Annotated in this window: 20 protein-coding genes; 10 read left to right on the plus strand and 10 right to left on the minus strand. The window is 57.6% G+C overall.

The genetic code is table 11. The features are described 5' to 3' along the window. From kdsA to tpiA, 4 genes are all read right to left on the minus strand, one after another. Entirely contained in the window at positions 1 to 834 is an 834-nt protein-coding gene (gene kdsA, locus KI792_06035) for a 3-deoxy-8-phosphooctulonate synthase (GenBank protein ID MBV6632578.1), read from the minus strand. Then, on the minus strand, positions 834 to 2,459 hold the full coding sequence (locus tag KI792_06040; protein ID MBV6632579.1) for a CTP synthase: 1,626 nt from the start codon (positions 2,457 to 2,459) through the stop codon (positions 834 to 836). The genes kdsA and KI792_06040 overlap by 1 nt, the downstream gene beginning before the upstream one ends. 51 nt (positions 2,460 to 2,510) lie before the next feature. After that, entirely contained in the window at positions 2,511 to 2,897 is a 387-nt protein-coding gene (gene secG, locus KI792_06045; protein ID MBV6632580.1) for a preprotein translocase subunit SecG, read from the minus strand. Positions 2,898 to 3,043: 146 nt separating this feature from the next. Beyond that, positions 3,044 to 3,811, minus strand: a complete 768-nt coding sequence (gene tpiA, locus KI792_06050; protein MBV6632581.1) for a triose-phosphate isomerase — start codon at positions 3,809 to 3,811, stop codon at positions 3,044 to 3,046. Positions 3,812 to 4,016: 205 nt separating this feature from the next. On the opposite strand from tpiA, the gene KI792_06055 reads away from it, so the two are divergent. Together KI792_06055 and trpE are read left to right on the plus strand one after the other, a co-directional pair. Then, entirely contained in the window at positions 4,017 to 5,942 is a 1,926-nt protein-coding gene (locus KI792_06055) for a peptidyl-prolyl cis-trans isomerase (GenBank protein ID MBV6632582.1), read from the plus strand. 179 nt (positions 5,943 to 6,121) lie between these two features. Next, positions 6,122 to 7,555 carry an anthranilate synthase component I gene (gene trpE, locus KI792_06060; protein ID MBV6632583.1) on the plus strand — a complete coding sequence of 478 codons (1,434 nt, stop codon included), beginning with the start codon at positions 6,122 to 6,124 and terminating at the stop codon, positions 7,553 to 7,555. Between the two features lie 8 nt (positions 7,556 to 7,563). Here the strand turns inward: trpE and KI792_06065 are convergent, their stop codons facing one another. Beyond that, entirely contained in the window at positions 7,564 to 8,739 is a 1,176-nt protein-coding gene (locus tag KI792_06065) for a divergent polysaccharide deacetylase family protein (protein MBV6632584.1), read from the minus strand. 233 nt (positions 8,740 to 8,972) lie between these two features. Between KI792_06065 and KI792_06070 the strand changes: the two genes are divergently transcribed. From KI792_06070 to lexA, 6 genes are all read left to right on the plus strand, one after another. After that, a complete protein-coding gene (locus tag KI792_06070; GenBank protein MBV6632585.1) occupies positions 8,973 to 9,581 on the plus strand; it encodes an aminodeoxychorismate/anthranilate synthase component II in 609 nt (202 codons plus the stop codon). Positions 9,582 to 9,649: 68 nt separating this feature from the next. Then, positions 9,650 to 10,669, plus strand: a complete 1,020-nt coding sequence (gene trpD, locus KI792_06075; GenBank protein MBV6632586.1) for an anthranilate phosphoribosyltransferase — start codon at positions 9,650 to 9,652, stop codon at positions 10,667 to 10,669. Positions 10,670 to 10,684: 15 nt separating this feature from the next. Continuing rightward, positions 10,685 to 11,491: an indole-3-glycerol phosphate synthase TrpC gene (gene trpC / locus KI792_06080; GenBank protein MBV6632587.1), complete on the plus strand. Its 807-nt coding sequence runs from the start codon at positions 10,685 to 10,687 to the stop codon at positions 11,489 to 11,491. Positions 11,492 to 11,494: 3 nt separating this feature from the next. Further along, positions 11,495 to 11,995: a cyclic pyranopterin monophosphate synthase MoaC gene (gene moaC / locus KI792_06085; protein ID MBV6632588.1), complete on the plus strand. Its 501-nt coding sequence runs from the start codon at positions 11,495 to 11,497 to the stop codon at positions 11,993 to 11,995. 1 nt (position 11,996) lies between these two features. Next, positions 11,997 to 13,211, plus strand: coding sequence for a molybdopterin molybdotransferase MoeA (locus KI792_06090; protein MBV6632589.1), 1,215 nt, complete (start codon positions 11,997 to 11,999; stop codon positions 13,209 to 13,211). Between the two features lie 219 nt (positions 13,212 to 13,430). Then, positions 13,431 to 14,123, plus strand: a complete 693-nt coding sequence (lexA, locus tag KI792_06095) for a transcriptional repressor LexA (protein ID MBV6632590.1) — start codon at positions 13,431 to 13,433, stop codon at positions 14,121 to 14,123. A 7-nt stretch (positions 14,124 to 14,130) separates the two neighbouring features. Here lexA and KI792_06100 read toward each other — a convergent pair whose 3' ends face one another. Further along, positions 14,131 to 16,308, minus strand: coding sequence for a ComEC/Rec2 family competence protein (locus KI792_06100; GenBank protein ID MBV6632591.1), 2,178 nt, complete (start codon positions 16,306 to 16,308; stop codon positions 14,131 to 14,133). A gap of 246 nt (positions 16,309 to 16,554) precedes the next feature. Here KI792_06100 and KI792_06105 point away from each other — a divergent pair, with 246 nt between their 5' ends. Both KI792_06105 and gltA read left to right on the plus strand, forming a co-directional pair. Beyond that, entirely contained in the window at positions 16,555 to 17,973 is a 1,419-nt protein-coding gene (locus KI792_06105) for a glutamate--tRNA ligase (protein ID MBV6632592.1), read from the plus strand. Positions 17,974 to 18,152: 179 nt separating this feature from the next. Continuing rightward, a complete protein-coding gene (gltA, locus tag KI792_06110) occupies positions 18,153 to 19,505 on the plus strand; it encodes a citrate (Si)-synthase (GenBank protein MBV6632593.1) in 1,353 nt (450 codons plus the stop codon). 214 nt (positions 19,506 to 19,719) lie between these two features. Here the strand turns inward: gltA and lpxB are convergent, their stop codons facing one another. From lpxB to fabZ, 4 genes are read right to left on the minus strand one after another with little or no spacing between them, the layout of a single operon-like run. Beyond that, a complete protein-coding gene (gene lpxB, locus KI792_06115; protein MBV6632594.1) occupies positions 19,720 to 20,925 on the minus strand; it encodes a lipid-A-disaccharide synthase in 1,206 nt (401 codons plus the stop codon). Beyond that, positions 20,925 to 21,758: a UDP-2,3-diacylglucosamine diphosphatase LpxI gene (lpxI, locus tag KI792_06120; protein MBV6632595.1), complete on the minus strand. Its 834-nt coding sequence runs from the start codon at positions 21,756 to 21,758 to the stop codon at positions 20,925 to 20,927. Before lpxI ends, lpxB begins: the two co-directional genes overlap by 1 nt. Next, positions 21,755 to 22,552, minus strand: coding sequence for an acyl-ACP--UDP-N-acetylglucosamine O-acyltransferase (lpxA, locus tag KI792_06125; protein ID MBV6632596.1), 798 nt, complete (start codon positions 22,550 to 22,552; stop codon positions 21,755 to 21,757). Before lpxA ends, lpxI begins: the two co-directional genes overlap by 4 nt. Before the next feature lie 52 nt (positions 22,553 to 22,604). Further along, positions 22,605 to 23,084, minus strand: a complete 480-nt coding sequence (fabZ, locus tag KI792_06130; protein ID MBV6632597.1) for a 3-hydroxyacyl-ACP dehydratase FabZ — start codon at positions 23,082 to 23,084, stop codon at positions 22,605 to 22,607. Positions 23,085 to 23,097 lie beyond the last annotated feature (13 nt).

Here is a 23,097-nt window from a genome sequence, read left to right on the forward strand (position 1 = left end):
TTACGCTGCTTTAACGACGCGATCCAAATCTTGAAGCTTTGAGAGCAACGGCTCCATTTCATCCAATGGCACCATATTAGGCCCATCGGATGGTGCATTATCGGGATCCTGGTGCGTCTCAACAAACAGCGCACCAACACCAACAGCCACCGCCGCACGGGACAGCACCGGTACAAACTCACGTTGGCCGCCAGAGGACGTGCCTTTACCACCTGGCTGCTGAACCGAATGGGTTGCGTCAAAGACAACCGGGTAGCCCGTTTCAGCCATGGTTGGGAGCGAGCGCATATCCGAGACTAGGGTATTGTAGCCAAAGCTGGCGCCCCGCTCGGTCAGCAGGATGTTGTGGTTGCCGGTGGCTGCGATTTTGGCAGCCACATTGCCCATATCCCAAGGGGCCAGAAACTGCCCCTTCTTCACATTGATCACGGCACCGGTCTCACCAGCTGCGAGCAACAGGTCGGTCTGCCGGCACAGGAAGGCTGGGATTTGCATCACATCAACAACAGCAGCGACAGGCTCACATTGCTCTGGCCCGTGAATGTCAGTCAGCACCGGCACCTCAAGCTCTTTACGAAGCTCTGCGAGGATCGGTAGGCCTTTATCAAGGCCAACACCACGCTTACCCGACACCGAGGTGCGGTTCGCCTTATCGAAGGACGTCTTATAGATGAACGGAATGCCGAGACGCGCCGTTAGCTCTTTCAGCGCGCCCGCCATGTCGAAGGCATGATCCCGGCTCTCAAGCTGGCATGGGCCAGCAATAAGCGTAAATGGACGATCATTGGCGATCTCAATATCGCCGACTTTAACAACGCGTTGCTGTACGGGCATTAGACCAACCGGCTCTGCTGGATGGCGGCATCGACGAAGCTGGTGAACAGCGGATGCGGCTCAAACGGGCGGGACTTTAGCTCTGGGTGGAACTGTACGCCAATAAACCAAGGGTGATCCGGCAGCTCGATGATTTCTGGCAGCTGACCATCTGGTGACAGGCCCGAGAAGCGAACGCCCACATCTTCCAACTGTTCTTTGAAGTGGATGTTCACTTCATAGCGGTGGCGGTGACGTTCTTCGATCCGTTCGTCACCATAGATTTCCTGAACCTTTGAGCCTGGCAGCAGATCGCAAGGATAGGCACCAAGGCGCATGGTACCGCCCATTGGGCTGGCACTGTTGCGGCGTTCAACGGCCCCTGCCCGTTCCCATTCGGTCATCAGGCCGACAACCGGGTTCTCAAGCGGACCAAATTCGGACGAGCCAGCACTGTTGATGCCCGCCTTGTTACGCGCGGCCTCAATGATGGCCATTTGCATACCGAAGCAGATGCCGAAGTAAGGAATATTGTGTTCCCGGGCGAACTTCGCCGCCTCGATCTTACCCTCGGCACCACGCTCACCAAAGCCACCGGGGGCCAAGATGCCATGCACACCTTCAAGCTGTTGGACGGCGTCATCCCGCTCGAAGATCTGGCTGTCCATCCACTCAACTTTGACCTTCACATTGTTGGCAATGCCGCCATGGTCGAGGGCCTCATTCAGGGACTTATAGGCATCAAGCAGTGACGTGTATTTGCCGACGACGGCGATCTTCACTTCGCCCTCTGGCTGGCGCACCCGCTCAACCACCTGTTCCCAACGACTAAGGTCCGGTGGCGGGGCATCGATCTCAAAATACTTCAGCACCTCATCATCGAGGCCCTGCTCGTGATAGGTCATCGGTACGGCGTAGATGGTGTCGACATCGCGCGCCTCAATCACCCGCTCACGGCGAATGTTACAGAACAGTGCGATCTTGCGGCGCTCGCTCTCAGGGATTGGTTGCTCACAACGGCAGATCAGGATCTGTGGCTGAATACCAACTGATAGCAGTTCTTTCACTGAGTGCTGTGTAGGTTTGGTTTTCAGCTCACCGGCGGCCGCCAGATACGGGACCAGGGTCGCGTGAATAAACAAGGCATTCTCTGGCCCGATCTCGTTACCAAACTGGCGAATGGCTTCCAGGAACGGCAGGCCCTCAATATCGCCGACGGTGCCGCCAATCTCACAGATGATGAAGTCTTCATCCGAAGTGCCGGAGCCGATAAACGCCTTAATCGCGTCGGTCACATGTGGAATGACCTGAACGGTGGCACCCAGATAGTCACCGCGCCGTTCCTTGGCGATCACCTCTGAATAGATGCGACCGGTGGTGATGTTATCGCCCTGACGAGCAGACACGCCGGTGAAGCGCTCATAGTGGCCAAGGTCGAGATCGGTTTCAGCACCATCATCGGTCACGAACACCTCACCATGCTGGTAAGGGCTCATCGTGCCTGGATCGACGTTCAGGTAGGGATCCAGCTTGCGGATCCGGACTTTAAAGCCACGGGACTGGAGCAAGGCAGCAAGTGCCGCAGCACCAAGACCTTTACCAAGTGAAGAGACCACCCCACCCGTCACAAAAATGAACCTGGCCATGGTGTATCGCTCTTTCTCTAGCTACGGGGCGTTCGGGCTTAAATCTGGTACTTACTCTGAGAGTGGGACTTCAGGGCCGGCATCGACCGCTGGTTCAGTGTCCTCTGGAGGCTCGATGGCTGCTGGGTCATCGGTGCGAATGTCATTGAACACCTCCGCACCTTCAATTTGGTCCAGGAAGTCGGTGTCCTGACCATCAGAGGCGATGATCGCGAGCAGTAGGCTGGTTGCCATAAAGGAGGCCGCGAGAATTGCGGTCGTGCGGGTCAGGAAGTTGGCTGTGCCGCGTGCGGACATCATGCCGCCAAAACCTGCACCGGCCGAGCTACCACCGCCGCCGCCGATACCAAGGCCGCCACCTTCTGAGCGCTGCAACAGGATGACCCCGATGAGGGCCACGGCGAGCAGCAAATGAACGACAAGCAATACGGTTTCCATAACAACACCTGACGGGCCCTTCTTCGTGGGCCGTTTTACATAGAGACGCTTTGTAAGGCTGAACCGACAAAATAGTGATTTCGTCGACAGACGCCAGCGATGTTTTTGCCCTGCATCAAATCAGCTCAAAAACACCGCGCGATTAGCTAGCTGGAAGCAACCCCAGCCGCCGCTGTGAGGATGCCCAAAAAGTCCTCTGCCTTCAGGCTGGCACCACCAACCAAGGCACCACCAACACCATTTAGCGGCAGGATTTCAGAAGCATTCCCAGGCTTAACCGACCCACCATAAAGAATGCGTGGCGCAGCTTTATCGCTGGTCGCACCCGCAGCGGCCTGAGCAATCACAGTGTGGATCGCTTCGATGTCATCATTTGATGGCGTGCGACCGGTGCCGATGGCCCAAACCGGCTCATAAGCAAGGATCACATCAGCCGATGTCAGGTCGGTTGGCATCGAACCCGCGATTTGTTTCTTCACAACAGCCTCGGCCTCACCGGCATCCCGTTCCGCTTCTGTCTCACCAATGCAGATGATTGGGGTTAGACCAGCAGCCAATGCGGCCTCAGCCTGCGCGCACACCATTTCATCAGTTTCGCCATGATCGGTTCTGCGCTCTGAGTGGCCAACGATTGCGTAGCTGGCACCGGCATCCGCAATCATGGCCGCCGCAACATCGCCGGTGTGCGCGCCCGTTTCAGCCGTATGGCAGGTCTGGGACCCAACGCCGATACCGCTGCCAGCGGCTGCCTTCACGACCGTGGTTAGATGCAGGCTGGTTGGGCACAGCACGACCTTCACCTGATCGTGATTAAAGCCATGCTGAATAGCCTGGGTCAGCTGGTCGGCCATGGCCATCGTGCCATGCATCTTCCAGTTACCGGCGATAAGAAAAGCGGGGTTGGCGGACGCCATTTGAACTACCTCTAACGAACGTGCATCGGCACGGGATGAAAAAAGTCGAAAACTCGCTGATTCCGGCAGGCTGAGCCGTTGCAAGCGTGGATATGCGCCCCTATTATCAGGTCAGCCGCATCGGGTCCAGGGGGAGCCGAGTGAGCGGCGGATTTTTCGAGCCCAATCGAGCCCACTTTTAGCCAGAGTTTGAGACCAAGACGCCATGCGTAAGTTGATGGAAAATCGGATCGGCCGAATCTTTGTGATCGTGCTGTTCAGCCTTATGGGTCTCAGCATGCTCAGCTTCGGTGTCACCGATTTCAGTATGGTTGGTAACAGCAATGCGGCGTTGGTGGGCGATTACAAGATCACGGCAGCAGAGCTTGATCAGACCTTCAACTTCGATTTGGCGGAAGAGCAGCGGAACACCGGTCAGTTTGTAAATCGGGTTCAAGCGCTGACTGAAGGCCGATTGGAAGAGACCCTCGCCCGCCTCATTCTTCGCCGCCAAATGCAGCAGGCTGCCACCGACTCGGAAGTGCTGATAACTGAAGAGGCCTTGGCCACCATCATCCGTAACAATGACGGTTTCCAGGATGAGGAAGGCAACTTTGATCGTGAGCGTTTTAACTTCATCGTCTACCAGGCGGGCCTAACGCCCGAAGCCTATGCCCAGCAGGTTAAGGCCAACATGACCCGTGGCCAGATGAGCCAGGCTGTCATCAGCGGTGTTCAAGCACCCAACCTGATGCTGGACGTGCTCACCGAATTTCAGGGCCGTACCCGGGATGTAAGCTACGTCACCCTGGGTGAGGCTGATGTACCGGTCGAGGGTGAGCCAACCGAAGAAGAGTTAAATGTTCTGTATGAACAGAACCTGGATGCGTTCCGCACGCCAGAGCGTCGGACCGTCAGCATCCTCAACTTTGGTCCCGCTGATGTTGCTGACCGTGTGACCGTCACGGATGAGCAGTTGCAGGCCGAATACAATCGCCAGATCGATAGCTTCCGCGTCGATGAACGGCGCCGGTTTGAACAAGCCCTGCTCGACAGTGCTGAACAGGCTGAACTTCTGCTAGCCGCCGCCACTGAGGGCAGCAGCCTTAGCGATATTGTCGCCGCCGCCTTCCCTGAGAATGCGCCCTTTGTCTCCGATGTCGATTGGGCAGAGCGCGAAACGCTGCTGCCAGAGATGGCTGATGTCATCTTTGAAATGCAGGTTGGTGAAATCTCAGAACCGATCGAAACGGATCTGGGCCTCCACATTGTTCGCCTTACCGGCAGTCAAGAAGCAGGCACCCGCCCCCTGGATGATGTTCGTGAGGCGTTGACCGAGCAGGTTCAGCGGCGCAATGCAGCAGACGCCCTCTTCGACTTCTCCGCTGAGGTTGATCAGGCGCTCATTGACGAGCAGCCCTTTGAAGAGATTGCGGAGACCCTAAAGATCAATCTGATCACTTTAGATGGCCTCGCCGAGGACGCGACCCTGCCGGTGGGCACCGCAACCCCAGCCTTTGGCCTGTCCATTGTTGCTGAGGAAGCATTCTACCTTGAGCCTGGGGAAGTTAGCCCACTGTTTGAGAGCAGTAATGGTGGCTACCTCGCCGTTCGCCTCGACAGCGTTACACCGGCCAATACACAGCCAAAGGAAGAGGTTCAGACCCAACTGACCGGCCTTTGGGAGCTGATTGAGCGCCGCCGTGTGGCTGCTGATCTGGCCGCCAAACTTGATGAAGCAGCGCGTGACGGCGCCGAATGGAATGATGCGCTGACTGAGCTTGGCCTCGACCCAGAGCAGGTCACCGTGCAACAGGTCCAACAGTTGAGCCGAGCCGACCGCAACACCGCTATTGCCCCGGCCATTTTGCGTGGGATCTTTGACCTGACTGAACCGGGTGACACTGACCGTCTTCGAATTGGTGACCGCTGGGTGGTTATCCGCATCGAGGGCGTGGCCAGTGAGGCTGTTGATCCAGTGCAGATTCAGGAGATGCGGGTTGATCTCGCAGAAACCCTGTCACTTGACCTGCTATCCCAATATCAGCGGGTTTTGGATCAGCGCTATCCGGCACGGATCAATTACAATGTGCTGAACAGCTTCCACACGCCAGAGTCCGGTGGCTCGATCCCTGCCCATGGCGGTTATTGATCGCAATCTGATCCGAATTGGCGTTTAACAACGCGCGCTGGGTTGGCGGCTATGCTGCCTACCCGTCATTTTTCTCTGCCTTAGGCTGGAAGCCCCATCTCGTGTCGATCCAACCAGACTTTGATACCGTCGCCTCGCAATATCAGCCTGATGGGCCTGCGACGCTGCTCTGGACCAGGATGATTGCCGATCTCGAGACACCGGTATCTGCGTTCCTGAAACTGGCCGATGGCGAGCCCCATTGCTGTCTCTTTGAGTCTGTTGAGGGCGGGGCCAATATTGGCCGCTACTCAATCATTGCGCTGCGCCCCGATCTGATCTGGCGTGCCCGGGATCTAAAGCCAGAGATCAATCGCGGCCCCCATCTCGGTGAGACGAAGTTTGACGCCGATGAACGGCCCGCGCTTGAGAGCTTGCGTGTCATCCTGGCCGAAAGCCGGATTGAGCCACCGCCAGGCCTGCCGCCGATGACCGCTGGCGGTCTGTTTGGCTATCTTGGCTATGACATGGTGCGGGTGGTTGAGGATATTCCGAATGATAATCCCGACCCGCTGAACCTGGATGACGCGGTGATGATGCGGCCAACGCTGATTGCTGTGTTCGACAATATCGATCGCACCATCACTATCGCGACACCCTTGCGGCCATCCACCGATGTGCCCGCCCGCGCCGCCTATGATGCCGCTGCCGAGCGACTGCAAACAGCACTGAAACTGCTGCGCCGATCACCACCGGCGCCCAACCCAATCATGGGTAACGAAACCGGCGAAGTGGAGCCTGTCTCAAATACCGGGCAGGACGCTTACAAGGCCGCCGTTGATAAGGCGAAGGAATACATCCTGGCCGGTGATGCCTTCCAGATCGTGCCATCTCAACGGTTCTCTGCCCCCTTCCCACTCCCGCCCTTTGATCTGTACCGCGCACTCCGCCGGTTAAACCCATCACCGTTTCTATTCTATGTACGGTTGGGTGAGCTAAGCATTGTTGGATCAAGCCCTGAGATCTTGGTTCGGGTTCGTGATGGCAAGGTCACGATCCGCCCACTAGCAGGCACACGCCCACGGGGTGGGACACCGAAAGAGGACAAGGCCCTGGCCGATGACCTCCTGGCGGATCCGAAGGAGCTATCGGAGCATCTGATGCTGCTTGATCTTGGGCGCAACGACGTTGGCAGGGTTGCCGAAATCGGCAGTGTTCAGGTCACCGAGCAGATGGTGATTGAGTACTACTCTCACGTCATGCACATCGTCTCGAATGTTGAGGGCACGCTGCGTAGTGACCTCGATCCGTTCGATGCCCTAATGGCCGGCTTCCCAGCCGGTACGGTTAGCGGTGCCCCAAAGGTTCGAGCGATGGAGATCATCGACGAACTTGAGGTTGCCCGGCGCGGTATCTATGCCGGATGCGTTGGCTATTTCGGTGCCGATGGCAGCATGGATAATTGTATCGCCCTCCGCACCGCTGTGCTGAAGAATGGCATGATGCACGTCCAGGCTGGCGCTGGTGTGGTTGCGGATAGCGATCCGCAGAAAGAGTATGATGAGACGGTGAACAAGGCCCGCGCCCTGTTCCGGGCCGCTGATGAAGCGCTCTCCATCGCTCGTAACGCTTAACGCGTCAGCTATTCGGCCCGCGCCGCAACCTGTTCTTCAGTCTTAGCTGAACGCATCGCCGCGATTGTTGAGATCGGTACCAATTGGAAACCACGCTCTTCCAGTGTCGGCAGCCACTCATCCAGGGCTTCCAAGGTTTCCCGGTGCGGATGACCAATACCGACCGCTGTACCCACATGGCGGGCAACCGCTTCTAACTGGCGAAGGCTACGTCGGATGGCTGCGGGCTCGATCTCATGATCTAGAAATACACTGCGGCGCGCTGCTGGCATGCCGAGGCTTTCGGCAAGATCGCCAGCCACACTCTTGGGCGAGGTTTGGCTATCGAGGAACATCAGCCCCCGGCGCTTCAGCTCGGTAAGCACCGTCATCATCGATTGGGTATCACTCGTGAAGCGGCTACCCATATGGTTATTGATCCCGACATAACCGTCGAACTTGCCGAGCGCCTGGCGCAACCGGCGAAGCACCTCATCCTTAGGCAAATCAACGGTAAGGGCCCGTGGGCCAGGATCCTGTTTGGCATCCAGGGGCTGCATCGGTACATGGACTAACAGCTCATGGCCCAGGCGTCGGGCCCGGTTGGTTTGCTGCTCCAGATTGCCGGCATATGGCAGGAACGCGAGCGTCATCGGCGCTGGCAGCTCCATGGTCCGCTCGGTCCTGGTTCTACTCAAGCCCAGATCATCGATGACAATCGCAATTTTGGGGCGATTACTATCAAGGGCGACCGGCACTGCATATCGCTGCCAGGCAGGTGTCAGCTCAACCGCCGGCGGCGTAATCACCGCAACATCTAGCTTCTCAGCAGGGACAGCGGCTGCTGGCTTGGCCTCAACCGGCGCCGGGATCACCGGTTGAACCGATGGTGCCTCAACTGTCGCCACTGACAATGGCTCTGGCTTAGCAGCCGGAGGTTCGGGATCCACTGCTAACGCAACCTCTTCGGGTGAGCTGCTAGGTGTTTCAACCGGTGCTGCGGTAACAGAAAGTGGGCGGAGGTCGATGATCGGTACAACGACACGTTTAGCGTCCCGGTCGCTGGCGATATCCCGTGCCTGACTGCCGTTGCCCATAACCAATGCACCGGTTGCCACAACGGCAACGCCAACCATCAGCATCAACGTCAAACGACGCCAGGACAGGTTGATGGATGTTGCCTCAGGCAGGTGCAAGGGGGCCATAGCGGGCTCTTCAGCCAAATACATACAGATATGTGAGGGTCTTACGGGATCAGAGGCCGGTCAAGCCTGACTCGCCACGACTCGATCCAGGGGCACCAACGCGATTTCGCATGTCTGCCCCAGCTTTTGGTCAACAGCTTCCCTTGTCGTCCCATGGCGGTTTTATGTTATAGCTCTGATATGCCGGATTTCTGCGGTCCAGCGCCCCAATAAGCCCAAGCCCGAGAAGCCAAATGCGCGTCCTGCTCATCGATAACTATGACAGCTTCACCTACAACCTGGTTCAGGTGATGGGGACCGTAGGGCTCGAATCAATCGTACATCGGAACGACAAGATTTCGGTCGCTGACGCCATGGCGATCGAGGCTGAAGCCATCGTAATTTCACCGGGCCCTTGCGACCCCGATCGTGCGGGTATTTGCTTGGACCTGATTGCGGCGGCAGCAGATGCCAAACGGCCATTATTGGGTGTGTGCTTAGGCCATCAGGCACTCGGCCAGGCCTTTGGCGGCAAGGTGGTTCGTGCCGGACGCCCCATGCATGGCAAAACCAGCCCAATCAGCCATAACAATGACGGTATCTTCGCTGGTCTACCCAACCCGTTTTCCGTGACGCGCTACCACTCTCTCGTGGTTGATAGTGCTACCTCTCCCAACCAGCTGGAGATTACGGCCCGCAGTACCGATGATGACCTAATCATGGGTTATCAGCATGCCGAACTGCCGCTATATGGTGTGCAGTTCCACCCAGAGAGCATCGCGACCGAACACGGTGCACAGATGCTGCAAAACTTCAAAACCATGGCCCTACAGGCGCAGCAGAAACAGGCCGTTCCAGCCTAAGCACCTCAGCGCCGTTTAGCCCAAACACTTCAGACCGACGAGATCCCGTGAGCACTGACGAACAGGCAATGAAGCCATTCCTGGCAAAACTCGGCACTGGCGCGAGCCTGACCGAGGCCGAAGCCGTTGAAGCCTTTGACATCGTCATGTCAGGCTCTGCCACCCCTGCCCAGCTGGGCGCCTTCCTGATGGGCATGCGGGTACGTGGTGAAACGGTTGATGAGATTACAGGCGGCGCCAGGGTCTTGCGCAGCAATGCCGCCATGGTGCAGGCACCAGCCGATGCCATTGATACCTGCGGCACCGGCGGTGACGGCAAGGGCACCCTGAATGTCTCAACTGCTGTCGCCTTTGTGGTTGCAGCCTGCGGTGTGCCGGTGGCCAAGCATGGCAACCGTGCTGCCTCCTCCAAATCTGGTGCGGCTGATGTCCTCGAGGCGCTTGGCGTCAATGTCATGGCCGATATTGAGCAGGTTGAAGGCAGTCTGAAACAGCATGGCGTCTGTTTCCTTATGGCACCAAAGCATCATGCCGCCATGCGCCACGTGGTCCCTGCCCGTAAAGAAATGGGGCTTCGCACCATCTTCAACCTTCTGGGCCCCTTGGCTAACCCTGCCGGTGTGCGTCGACAGTTGTTGGGCGTCTTTAGCCCGGACTGGCTGGACCCAATGGCAACCGTGCTTGGTAGGCTGGGCAGCGAGGTCGCCTGGGTCGTCCACGGCCATGACGGCCTGGATGAACTGACCATCACCGGCCCAAGTGAGGTCGCCGAGCTACGCAATGGTGTTGTCCAACACTTCACCATTGAACCGGGCGATGCTGGTCTCTCCGTTTCAGATGAGAAGTCGATCCGTGGCGGCACACCCGAGCAGAACGCCGCCGCATTGTTGGCTCTGCTTGATGGCAAGAAATCCGGCTATCGGGACATTGTTGTATTGAACGCGGCTGCCGCACTGCTCGTGTCAGGCAAGGCCGCAGATCTTAAAACCGGTGCCGCCCAGGCTAAAGAGGCCATCGACAAGGGCCTCGCCAAAGCTAAGTTGGAAGAACTGATCGGCGCGGCCCCACTTGCCGCCGCCGCTAGCTGATTGGACCTATAAGCAATGTCTAGCGTTCTCGCTGAAATCTGCCGCCGCAAGCGGGAACATGTCGCCGATTGTAAGGCGCACCGATCAGAGGCCGATCTGATCGCTGATTTGGATCGTGTTAGCGCGCCACGGGGGTTCGCCGCCGCCCTGGCCAAAGACGCTGCTGATAAGGGCTTCGGCCTTATCTGTGAGGTGAAGAAGGCCTCACCCAGCAAGGGCCTAATCCGCGCTGATTTTGACCCTGCGACCCTTGCAAAGGCTTATCAGGCCGGCGGTGCATCCTGTCTCTCGGTCCTGACCGATACGCCGTACTTCCAAGGGCAAGATCCAGACCTTGTCGCCGCACGCGGTGCCGTTGACCTGCCGGCCCTCCGGAAGGATTTCATGCTGGACCCTTACCAGATACTGGAGGCCAGAGCGCTTGGGGCAGATTGTATCCTGCTGATCATGGCTGCATTGACGGATGAGGAGGCATCAACACTCCATGACAAAGCTATAGAGCTTGGCATGGATGTTCTGGTTGAGGTTCACGATGGTGATGAGCTTGATCGCGCGCTTGCCTTGGACACCCCGCTCATCGGCATAAATAACAGGAACCTCAAGACGTTAGAGGTTAGCCTTGCCACCACTGAAGAGTTAGCACCACGCGTGCCGGATGACCGGATGCTGATCTGTGAGAGTGGATTACGCGATCGCGCCGATTTGGACCGCATGATTGATGTGGGCGCAAAGGGTTTCCTGATCGGTGAGTCACTGATGCGCCAGGCCGATGTTGAGCAGGCGACAAAAGCGCTTCGCGAACCGCAAGCAGCGCTCAACTGACCCATGGGCAACGATAACCTCACCCATCTCGATCACGATGGCGCCGCCCGCATGGTCAATGTCGGTGACAAACCCCATACCGCCCGTAAAGCAATCGCCAGGGGCGAGGTGGTGATGAGCGCCGACACCTTAGCCAAGATTGAACAGGCAGCACTCAATAAGGGCGATGTCATCGGTACCGCCCGATTGGCAGGGGTTATGGCCGCCAAACGAACTGGCGACCTGATCCCACTATGTCACCCACTCCCACTCCACCATGCCGATGTTGAGATCGTGGCCGACCACGCTCTTCCAGGCCTGCAAATTACCGGCACGGCCAGTGTAACCGGGCCAACGGGTGTTGAGATGGAAGCGCTAGCCGCCGTCTCCGTCGCCGCGCTGACGATCTATGACATGGCAAAGGCAATAGATAAGGCCATGACAATCCAGAATATTCGCCTGGTTCATAAATCCGGTGGCCGCTCTGGCACCTATAACGCGCCGGGTGAGCCAGACCATGGCTGAGATGCTGAGCGTTGATGCCGCCCGGGAACAAATCCTCGCAAAACTCACCGCCGTTGATATTGAGCCGGTCTCACTTGCCCAGGCTTCCGGGCGAGTGCTGGCTGAAAGTCCCAGGGCCTTACTGACCCAGCCACCTGCCTCCATGTCCGCGATGGATGGCTATGCGGTACGGTCAGACGACGTGATCCCCGGTACGCCCCTGAAACTGGGTGGCGAGGCCAGTGCCGGACACCCATTTGATGGGGAGGTTAAACCCGGGCACGCCGTGCGCATCTTTACTGGCGCCGTGGTTCCAAAGGGCGCCGACGCCATCCTGATCCAGGAAGATACGGAACCTGGTGTAGACGGTGAGGTAGTGCCAACCGCCAACATAGCCGCCGGCCGAAACATTCGGTTGGCTGGCATTGATTTCAGTGAAGGCGATCAACCACTTAAGCCTGGATGCTTATTGACAGCCCGACACATTGGTTTGGTCGCCGCAATGAACGTTACCACCATAGCGGCCTACCGGAAGCCGGTTGTCGCCGTGCTCTCAACCGGGGATGAGGTGAAGTTGCCGGGCAGCAATCTGGGTCCGGGTGATATTGTGAGCTCAAGCGGCCCAGCCCTTCAGGCCATGTTGGAAAGCTGGGGCTGCGAGGTCCGCAACCTCGGCGTTGCCCGGGACGACCAGGCTGCCTTAACCGCCGCGTTCCAATCTGCCCTGGGTGCCGATCTTCTTCTCACCACTGGCGGTGTCAGTGTTGGCGCCCATGATTTGGTGCGCGATGTGCTCGAAGGTGCTGGCGATGGTGAGCTTGCCTTCTGGCGCATCGCCATGCGGCCAGGCAAGCCACTGATGTTCGGCCATGTGGGTCAGCTACCGGTACTGGGCTTGCCGGGTAACCCGGTTTCCAGCCTCGTCTGCGCCCTACTCTTTGTTTGGCCCGCTGTTCAAAAACTTCGCGGCATGACGCCGGAACCGATGCCGTTCTTGCCCGCCATACTCAATGCACCCCTCTCAAAGAATGGGCCGAGAGATCATTATCAACGTGCCTCAATCGAGGTTGATGAGGCCGGCGGTCTTCATGCGCGTGCCGCGGATAGCCAAGATAGTTCGTTGATGACGGTACTCGCTAACGCCGATGGCCTAATTTTCCAGCCCGCCCATAGTTCAGCCCTTGAGGCAGGTAGTTCTGTGAAGGTCCTGCGCTTGAAAGATTTTCCTGGTTTTTAGCCGCGGACAACCGCGTTCAACGGGAAAATTTGGCAGGATCACAGCCTTGGCCAGCCAGGTACTTCACGATAGAGTGGCGATCTTGCAACAAAGCGACGTCGAGTCCTTCGGCGTTGATAGCCAGGCAGATTTTGGGACCCTCCCGGCTAGACAGCTTATAAGAACCAATGTAGAACGAATGATGTTAGTCGTTTGTTCTTAAGACAATGAGTTGGCAGCATGTTGACCCGCAAGCAAGCTGAATTGCTGAAGTTTATCTGCACACGCATGGATGCGGATGGCGTTGCGCCGTCATTTGATGAAATGAAGGTCGCCATCGGCCTGAAATCTAAATCTGGCATTCACCGGCTCATTTCAGCGTTGGAAGAGCGCGGCTTTATCCGCCGCCTGCCCCACCGCGCCCGTGCCCTTGAGATTTTACGTCGCCCGGACACCATGGCGACGCCTGCCCAGCCCGCACCAGCGGTCCCCACGATTGCCGCATCTACGGCTCCAGCCAATGATCATCCCCAAGGTGCGGGTGATGCGCTCGATGTTCCCATGATGGGCCGCATTGCCGCCGGGACGCCGATTGAGGCGATCCGCCAGCCAGATAACTTTGTTCAAGTGCCAGAGGCGCTTATTGGCGCCAAAGCAGCGGATATCTACGCGCTGGAAGTGGCCGGTGACAGCATGATTGAGGCCGGGATCCTCGACGGAGATACCGTCCTCATCGAACGTTGCGACCAGGCTTCCAACGGCGTGATCGTTGTCGCCCTCGTCGATGGCGAAGAAGTGACCCTAAAGCGGTTGCGTAAAAATGGCAGCGCTGTCGCCCTGGAGCCCGCCAATCGCGACTATGAGATCCAGTTGTTCAATGCAGATCAGGTGCAGGTTCAGGGCCGCCTCATCGGCCTAATGCGCCAATACTGATTGCGGGCTACTGTGGCTGCAGGCCATGGCCAGACCAGGGTCGGCTACCTAGCTTTTCTGCAATGTTTTCAATTGAATAACGCCCTGTCTTTTCATCCAGAAAGATAGCCAATCCGCCGCTGTCGCGGAGATCCCAACGGTCTATGACGGTTGAGGCGGCACAGCTTGATCTATGGCTGTGGAACGGCAACAGGATGACCTCAGCACGACCGCAATCCTCTGCCAACCCGCCTGGCGTTAGGGCAACGCTCAAGCCCTGGGCGACCAGACAGCCATCCCCATCACACTGAAAGCCATCCATGTCTTCGCTGTCGCGCCACGCTTGAACTTCCGGCCCTGCCAAATGCCGACGCCACTGGTCGGCGGTGAAACGATCCCGTCTGGTTCGGGACAAGAGGAGATAACGCCCCTCCCCAGCCTGGTTCACATGAACCCCAATAAGATCACCATCCGACCGCGCCAATAGCACCGGATGCGGCTCCCAGGCGCCAAATCCGATGGTAAGCGTGATCACCCCAGCGGCCAGCCATACCCACGGCAACAACCTAGCAAGGCACATGATTACCCCAATTGCCATGACCCCAAACAACCACGGGGTCAGCGCGGGGGTGTCCAATGCCGCGTAAGGCAGTGCGGCAATGTCGGCGGCCATAACCAACATCAGGTCAATGCCACTGCCCATAGCCAGCAATGGCCAGTCGGCCACCCCAAATGGCATGGCGATCAGAGAAACCAGGCCTAGCGGGATGATCCACATCGAGGCCAAGGGCACCCCGACCAAATTCCCGATCAGACCAAAGGTAGCAGCATGTTGGAAATGCCAGATAGCAAAGGGTGCCGTCGCTGCGCTCGCAATGATGGTGGTTAGCATCAAGCCCAATAGAAATCGGGAAACTCTGGTGCGGAGCCGACGGTCGGCACCGGTGGGTGAGAACAGCCCCCGCCTTTTCAACGCCTGGTAGGTTGCGATCAAGCCAACCACGGCCGCGAATGACATCTGAAAGCTGGGCCCCATGACCAACTCCGGACGCAGCAGAATGATGATGATGGCGGCCAACCCCACCAGGCGCAGGCTAAACGGGTCACGATCAAGCCAGATCGCCCCAATGCCCATGGCAACCATGAGAAACGCCCGGATCGTTGGGGTAGGCATACCCGCAATGACCAGATAAACACCTGCGCCAAGAAGGGCAGCTAAAGTACTGATTTTCTTGAGTGGAAGGCGAAGAACAATCGGCGGGATGGCAGCTAAGGGCGCCCGAATACAGAAGAACAACCAGGCAGCGACGACCCCGAGATGAAGCCCAGAGATGGCGAGCAAATGCGAAATGCCGGCATCCCTGATGTTCTGCAGCGTTTCCTCACCAATGCCCCCGCGTTGCCCCGTTACCAGCGCGGCGGCAACTGCCCCGGTTTCACCTGGCAGGACGTCGAAGATCTCGGTGGTGATACTGAACCGAAGGCTAGCGACCTGTTCGTGCCAGCCGAGACCTGACGGCGCCTCAACCAGGATGGTTGGATCGCCGATGGCAAATCCAACCGCGCCGATCTGCTGGAAGAACAAATCGCGCCTGAAGGCATAGCCGCCGGGATAGCTGGGCCCGGGAGGTGCGCGGAGGATGGCCCGTATCTCAAGGCCACTTCCGACCTCTGGCACGGTGTAGCTACCCGGCATGCTGATCCGTATTCGTTTAATGCCCTCTAGTTCGGCCAGATCCCGCGCTGAACCTTGAAACTCTGTGATCTCGAGAACCAGCCTGTGCCGACCATCACGGGGCTCTGCCGATATCAGTTCGGCCCGAACTGTAACCGGTCCCACCTCTTCCGGGCCTATCAACTGCAGCATTGGTGCCGCAACTGAATGGGTTCTGAGTTGGATCACCGAAAATCCAGCAATAACAATCAGTAAACCGACTAAACTAAGCCTCAACTTCACCAGCCATGAGGCTTCATCTGGTTGTCCTATGGCAGTGATGCAGATGAGAGTTGCGATGCCGAGCGTGGACCCTGCCCAGACTGGTAGCTCAATAGGCAGGGCGAAGTAGGCGGCAATGCCGACGATCATCAGGATTGGCACGGAGAGGTACCAATGACCTGCAATGTCATTGGTGTTGGTGAGAAGCCCAGGTTTCAGCCATTTCCAAAGGCTATGGCCATAGCGGAATAACGTTCGCCCGCTATACATGAGCCGCAGATTTCGCAGCCGATCAACAACTCGACCTAAACCGCGCTCCGATGCGCTTGATAGCGGTTCATCTAGTGGCACAGCCCGCCCCGGTGACTGATGTCCAGACGCGCAGAGGTTTGCGACTGACAGCAATGGATCGCCATGCTACATCGCCGGTCTAATCCCGGCGAGGCTTGCATTAAGAAATGCTAATTCTTGCTGTCGCACGGTTTCCGTTCCCGCCGCATTATTAAGTCCCCGATTATGAGTGTCGTTACCCGCTTTGCCCCTTCCCCAACCGGTTTCCTCCATATTGGTGGGGCCCGTACCGCGCTGTTTAACTGGCTGTTCGCCAAGCATCACGGTGGTACTTGCCTCTTACGGATTGAGGACACCGACCGTGCCCGGTCCACTAAGGCCGCGATTGGCGCGATTATTGAAGGATTAGAATGGTTTGGCCTCGATTTTGATGGCGACCCGATCTTCCAATATGCCCGCCGTGACCGCCATGTTGAGGTTGTTGAAGAGCTGTTGGCCAAGGGCGGCGCCTATCGCTGCTACGCCAGCCAGGAAGAACTCGATGAGATGCGCGCCGCCGCCAAGGCCGCTGGCAAGCCAATGCGCTATGATGGCCGCTGGCGCGATCGTGATGCCTCGGAAGCGCCAGACGGCGTTGATCCTGTCATCCGACTGAAGGCACCCCTGGATGGCGATACGGTGATCAATGACGCGGTTCAGGGTAAAGTAACCATCGCCAACGCCCAACTGGACGATATGGTCCTCCTCCGCTCTGACGGTAGCCCGACCTACATGCTGTCCGTCGTGGTGGATGACCATGATATGGGAATTACCCATGTTATTCGCGGTGATGACCACCTGACTAACGCATTCCGTCAGCACCAGCTTTACCAGGCAATGGGTTGGGATGTGCCAACCTTCGCCCATATCCCGTTGATCCACGGCCCCGACGGCGCCAAGCTGTCTAAACGCCATGGTGCCCTTGGCCTGCAGGATTATCGTGAGATGGGCTTCCTGCCGGAAGCGATGCAGAACTATCTGCTGCGGTTGGGTTGGTCCCATGGCGATGATGAGATCATTAACACCCAGCAAGCCATTGAATGGTTTGATCTTAATGGTGTTGGCCGCGCGCCTTCCCGCCTCGATGCTGATAAGCTGGCCCATGTGAACAGTGTTTATCTGCGTGATGCAGACCCGGACCGCATTACCGATCTGATCCTCGCTCGCCGGGCAACCGAGGGTGTTCAGCTCTCCAACACCCAACGCGGTTGGTTGAAGACGCTTTTGCCGATGCTGATCGAGCGGCACAGCAATATCAATGAACTTGCTGATAACATTGCCTATTTGGAAGCCAATGGCAGTGTGACCCGGGATGAGAAGACGAGCGGCATGCTAACGCCAGAGCAAGATGAGCTGGTGGCCGCCATGGCGCGGAGTCTGGCTGATTTGTCAGATTTCACCGAAGAGGGCGTCTCAGGCGCCATCAAAACGCTCGCAACGGATCACGGTTTGAAGATGGGTAAAGTGGCCCCCCTGCTCCGTGCGGCGCTCTGTGGAACCATGCAAGCCCCGTCAATCTTTGCAATTGCAGGGGTTCTAGGCCGGGATGAGTGTCTGGCTCGGATTGGGGATGCCAGGCAGCAAATTACCGCCTCGGTTACTTAAACACGCTTAGGCTGGCGCTGTGATGTTTTGAGCTTTATGGTGCAGAGCAACATTTCGGTGAACCAACACCGATTAAGGAATAAGAGGCGTGAAGCCTTCTGGGCGCCTGGTCCTGGGAAAGACCAACGGCGAACCATACCTTAAGAGAGAGACGCCCCGACTTTTGGAAGGATCCAACGATGAGCCAAGCCGCCGCCAACCCCGAGGCAAATGGCAGCGCCGATGCCGGCCAACCAGCCAAAGACACAACCCGCATAATCAACGGTAACAACGGGCAAAACTACGACTGCGCGATGCGCCACCCCACCCTGGGGCCGAGCGTGGTCGATATTCGTAAGCTCTATGGTGACATGGACCTGTTCACCTTTGACCCGGGTTTCACCTCCACAGCCTCCTGTGAGTCCAAAATCACCTTCATCGATGGTGATAAGGGCGTCCTGCTTCATGCCGGTTACCCGATTGAGCAACTGGCCGATAACTCAGACTTCTTAGAGGTTTGCTACCTATTGCTCGAAGGTGAACTGCCGAATGCGCAGCAGAAGGCGCAGTTCACCAATGACATCACCTATCACACGATGGTGCATGAGCAGATTGGCTACTTCTTCCGTGGTTTCCGCCGTGATGCGCACCCAATGGCCATTATGTGCGGTGTCGTCGGCGCCCTTTCCGCCTTCTATCACGACAGCCTGGATATCCGTGACGAACAGCAACGGATGATCTCAGCCCACCGGTTGATCGCAAAGATCCCGACCCTGGCGGCGATGACCTACAAATACAGCATGGGTCAGCCCTTCGTGTATCCACGTAATGACATGGATTACTCGGAGAACTTCCTCCACATGATGTTCTCGGTCCCGGCTGAGGAGTACAAGGTAAACCCTGTTCTGGCCCGTGCCATGAACAAGATCCTGATCCTTCACGCAGATCACGAGCAGAATGCCTCCACCTCCACGGTGCGCTTGGCTGGTTCCTCAGGTGCCAACCCATTTGCCGTGATTGCAGCGGGTATCGCTTCCCTCTGGGGGCCTGCCCATGGCGGCGCCAATGAGGCCGTGTTGAAGATGCTGCAAGAGATCGGCAGCAAAGACCGCATTCCAGAGTTTATCGAGCGTGCGAAGGATAAGGATGATCCATTCCGCCTGATGGGCTTCGGTCACCGCGTCTATAAGAACTTCGACCCACGCGCCAAGGTGATGCGTGAGTCCTGCCACGAGGTTCTGGACGAACTCGGCATCCGTGATGAGCCGCTGCTTGAGCTTGCTATGGAGCTGGAGCGGATTGCCCTTGAGGACGAGTATTTCGTCGCTAAGAAGCTCTATCCAAACGTCGATTTCTATTCCGGCATCATCCTCAAGGCCATGGGCATACCGGTCAGCATGTTTACTGTGCTGTTCGCCGTTGCACGCACCGTCGGCTGGGTTGCCCAGTGGAAAGAGATGATTGAAGATCCAGGCCAACGCATTGGCCGCCCGCGCCAGCTCTATACGGGCTATGGTGAGCGGGATTACGTTCCGGTTGAAAAGCGCGGCTAAGCAGGCCCCGCAGCCAATGACTGGCTTTATCAACCCAATGACTGGCTTTATCAACCCAAAGACTGAACGACTTGACCTGCGGGGGCCAACAAAAGCCCCCGCCGTTCAACCCCCTCGGCTGATCGCTTGGCCGATCAGCTTTGAGCAACGCATGCGGGGCAAGGCGATCAACGACAATCGCTCACCCTGGCGCTTCTTACTGCTTCAATGGATGTCAAACCGGCTCGGGTTTTGACGCTGCCAGCTTTAGCAGCGTCTTAGCGGCCATGGTCGCCGGGTCCAACTGACCCGCACCTAGTTTCTCAGCGACCTGTTTGTAGCCGTCCAAGACCGAATCCCGCCGCTTTTCAAACTTGCACATTGCCTCAAGCTCATCGGCTAACCGATTGGGCGTGCAGTCTTCTTGCAGACATTCAGGGATCAGTGGCCGCTGTAGAATGATGTTCGGCAGGGACACATATTGCGTCAGGGCTAGGCGCCGGAAGATAGCGGCTGAGATTGGATTGGCCCGGTAAGCAATGACGCCTGGCAAACCAGTCAGGGCCAACTCTAGGGCCACGGTGCCGGATGCAGCGAGCCCGGCCTTAGACGCGGCCATGGCCCCATACTTGTCCTCGATACCCTGAACGACCACATGATCAACCGGCCAATCTTCAGTATTGGCTCTCACCAGATCGGCCACAGGGCCAACGGTCGGGATAACAGCGGTGAAGGACCCAATTCGTTGTCGGAGGAGACCAAGCGCCTCCCCAAATACGCCGGACAGCTTTTCAACCTCACCCCTACGGCTTCCGGGCAGGACGGTGATCAGGCGTTGATCGCTTGGAATACCGTGACGTTGGCGAAACTCGTCGCCATCTGCCGACATGGCGGGTCCAGTCACCAATGGATGGCCGATAAAGCTGGCCGCCATCCCTTCAGCCTCAAAATAGGGTGGCTCAAACGGAAACAGGCAAAGCAGATGGTCATAGAGTTTGGCGACTTTAGCCGCTCGTTTAGGCCGCCAGGCCCAAACTGTCGGGGCAACCAGATGCATCTTCGGCATCGAAAGGTTGCGTAACTTTTTCGCCAATCGGAAGCTATGATCCGGTCCATCAATGGTCAGGAGCAGTGACGGCTTCATCAACCTGATTGCCTGCTCTGTCTCCTTCAATCGGCGAAGGATGGTGGGGATACGCGGCAGGACCTCTGCCAGGCCAAAGGCAGTGATGTCGGCCATAGGGAAGATAGGCTCAAGCCCCGCCTCAATCATCTGCTCCCCGCCAATGCCGACATAACGATACCGGCCCGGGGCAAGGTCACTTAGGGCATCAAGGATCGGCGCGCCAAGCGCATCACCGGATGGCTCAGCGGCCACAACAAAAATGATGGGGCGGCGATCAGATACCGCCTGGCTCTTTTGAACAGGCGTATCGATCATTAGGCTGGCGCCTCAACGCCGATCAGGAATAGGCCAGCTGCTTCAACATCGCTTTTGACCGCTTCGGCCTCAACGATTTGGCAGGCACCGGCACTAACGGCAATCCCGCGCAGACCGGCGGCGATTGCGCCCTTAACCGTCTGCCGTCCAATCGTAGGCAAATCCAAGCGGCGATCTTGCCCTGGCTTAACCAGCTTAACCAGCACCCCGCCCTCACCCTCACGGCGGAGATCGCCAGCGCGGGCTAACATGGCATCGGTGCCCTCAATCGCCTCTACCGCCAACACAATGCCCTGCTGAACGATGGCGGCCTGTCCAATGTCAGCGGCGCCTAAGGCCGTTACGACCTCAATGCCCCGATCGATGTCACTAACAGCCTGTTCATCCGGTGCATTGCCGGCAATCAAACCGGGTCGGGCCAAAAGGTCAGGAAGGATGTCCGCAATACCAAGTAGCCGAAAGCCCTCAGCCTCGATACCATCGCGAACCATTCCTAATAGGCCATCATCGCCGAGGCCCTTGAGGCTGGCCTTAGTTAGTACCTTAACGGTCTTCCAATCTGGCTTTAGGTCGCGAAGGCCGGGACGCCTCACCGGGCCGACCAAGACAATGTCGGCCACTGCCTCCGCACGGAATAGATCAATCATCCGACCACCGGCGCCTAGAGGCATCGGTGTCTGCGGAACATCAGCGGGAAGAAGATCGGGTTCTGCGAACCCTTCGAGCGCAACGATATGGACGTTGCGGCCTTGGGCTATGGCCTCACGGGCCACCAAGCCCGGCAGCGAACCGCCACCTGCAACGATGCCGAGTTTTCGCGGCGCTTCCGTCAATTGCCGGCCTTGGGCTGGCAGATGGATCGTGAGCTTTCAGCAGTGACAAAGCTGATCACGTCCTGAACGAGGTCGCTATCAGCGTATTCGGCTTTCGCAGCCGCCACGCGGTCGGCGAAGGTCCCCTCGCCCATGAAGATCTGCTTGAAGGCCTGGCGCAGTTGATTGACCTCACTACGCTCAAAACCACGACGGTCTAGGCCAACGAGGTTCAGACCGGCCAGGTTCGCACGCTCACCAAGGACGAGGCCGTAGGGAATGACATCATTCTCAACACCAGACATGCCGCCAATCATGGCATGGGGACCGATACGCACAAACTGGTGAACGGCACTCAATCCACCAAGGATGGCGTGATCACCAACCACCACATGGCCAGCCAGGGTCGCATTATTGGCAAAGATCACCTGATTACCGACGATGCAATCATGGGCCATATGGGCGCCAACCATCAGTAGGCAATCATCGCCGAGCCGGGTTTCCATACCCCCACCCTCGGTGCCTGTATTGATGGTCACATGCTCGCGAATACGGTTCCGCTTACCAATCACGAGACGCGACTTCTCACCACCATATTTCAAATCCTGCGGAGGGGAACCGATGCTGGTGAAGGGATAGATCTCAGTCTCTTCACCAATCTCGGTGATGCCATCGACCACAACGTGGCTCTTTAAATGCACCTTGGACGCCAAGGTCACATCGGGGCCGATATGACAGAACGGCCCAATGATCACATCATCAGCCAGTTCAGCTTTAGGATCGACAACGGCCGATGGGTGGATTTGCGCGCTCATGGGCGGGCTTTCTGAGCTTCGGGAGGGTCGAAGGGTTCAAGTAATGGCTGGCTTAGCTGTCCATCACCATAGCGGCGAATTCAGCCTCAGCGCAGAGGGTGTCATCCACCTTCACCTGCCCTTTGAACTTAAAGACGTTACGGCGACCCTGGATCAGGTCGACATGGATCATGGCCTGATCACCAGGCACAACCGGCCGACGGAAGCGGGCGCCATCCACTGACATCAGATAGACCACCTTACCCGCTGACTCATTGCTCAATGAGCGAACAACGAAGACGGCAGCAGTTTGGGCCATGGCTTCAATCAGCAGGACGCCGGGCACAACCGGCCGCTGTGGGAAGTGACCGGCAAAGAAATGCTCGTTAATCGAGACATTCTTTAGGCCAACCGCACGTTCGCCGGGCACCAGCTCGGTAATCCGGTCCAGCATCAGCATCGGGAAGCGATGTGGGATCATCTGCATGATCTGATTGACATCAAATGGCGGTTCTAACGCATTGATATCAAGTGCTTCATCAGTGTTTGTCATGGTTGAATCGGGC

The sequence above is a fragment of the Alphaproteobacteria bacterium SS10 genome (assembly GCA_019192455.1).
GTDB lineage: Bacteria > Pseudomonadota > Alphaproteobacteria > TMED2 > TMED2 > TMED2.